The organism is Dietzia sp. CW19 (genome assembly GCF_014145265.1).
Classification (GTDB): Bacteria; Actinomycetota; Actinomycetes; order Mycobacteriales; family Mycobacteriaceae; genus Dietzia; species Dietzia natronolimnaea.
On the sequence record NZ_JAALEE010000377.1, the window covers coordinates 1 to 1,258 of the forward strand.

A 1,258-nucleotide genomic window follows, 5' to 3' on the forward strand; every position below is an offset into this window, starting at 1 on the left:
GGCGGGCGCAGTTGGCGAGGAGACCGAGGGAGGCCAGGGTCACGACCGCCGAGGTGCCACCGTTGGAGATGAGGGGCAGCTGGAGGCCGGTGACCGGGAGCAGACCCACCACGTACCCGATGTTGATGAACGCCTGCAGCACGATCGTCGTGGTGATCGTGCCGGCCAGCAGGCGACGGAACGGGTCCGCCGACCGCAGCGCGACGCGCATGCCGGCCCACCCCAGCGCCAGGTACAGCGTGACGACCACGGCGGCGCCGAACCAGCCGAGCTCCTCCCCGATGATGGCGAAGATGAAGTCGTTGGTCGCCTCCGGGAGGTAGAACCACTTGGCGCTGGACTGCCCCAGGCCCACCCCGAACAGGCCGCCCTCGGCGAGCGAGAGCATCCCCTGATACGACTGGTAGGCCGAACCCTGGGGGTTCGAGAAGTCACCGACGAAGGTGTTGAAGAAGGTCCGGACGCGCTCGAAGCGGTAGGCGAACGTCACGGCGAGGACGCCGAACACGACGGTGCCGAACGCGATCACCCACACGAAGTGCCGGGTAGGGTACCCGGAGAACCACAGCACGCACAGGAATGCGATGGTCACCGCCGTGGCCATGCCGAGGTCGGGGGCGACGACGACGAGGGCGGCGACCACCCCGTACCCCACGATGGCCGGGAAGAGCAGGTCGAGCCAGTACCCGGTGCGGATGCGCTTGGCCACCACCGACGACGCCCAGATGATGAACGCGAACTTGGCGATCTCGGCGGGCTGGATCGCGAAGAAGCCGAGGTCGATCCACCCGCGGGAGCCGTTGATCTCCATGCCCACACCGGGGATCAGCACGGCGATGAGCAGACCGATGGACACCAGGAGCATCGGCAGCGCGGCAGCCCGCAGCAGCTCGAACCGCATGCGCAGGGCCACCACGAACCCCACCCAGCCGATCGTGACGAACACGGCCTGGCGCAGGAAGATGTCGAACGGCGTGCCGCCACCGGAGAAGGCGAGGACGTTGGAGCTCGCCAGCACCATCCCCAGGCCGATCACGGTGAGCAGGGCGGTGACCACCATGACCACGTGGTACGAGGTCAGCGGCGCACGGTCGATCGCGGCCAGTGGCGCGGCGATGCGCCCCAACAGATCGGGCCGGGTCGCGGCGCCGGCCTCGTCGGCGTCGTCCCGGCGAGCGGGTTCTTCAAGTGCCATGCCCTACCTCCCGGCGACCCGGCCCACGGCGAGCGCGAAGCTGCGCCCGCGGTGGCCGTAGTC

The 1,258-nt window shown here is 69.3% G+C and carries 1 protein-coding gene; it reads right to left on the reverse strand.

All coding sequences use genetic code 11. The features are described from left to right. A partial coding sequence (gene ftsW, locus G6021_RS11630; RefSeq protein ID WP_182641341.1) for a putative lipid II flippase FtsW occupies nucleotides 1-1,195 on the reverse strand: 1,195 nt, incomplete at its 3' end. Nucleotides 1,196-1,258: the final 63 nt, after the last annotated feature.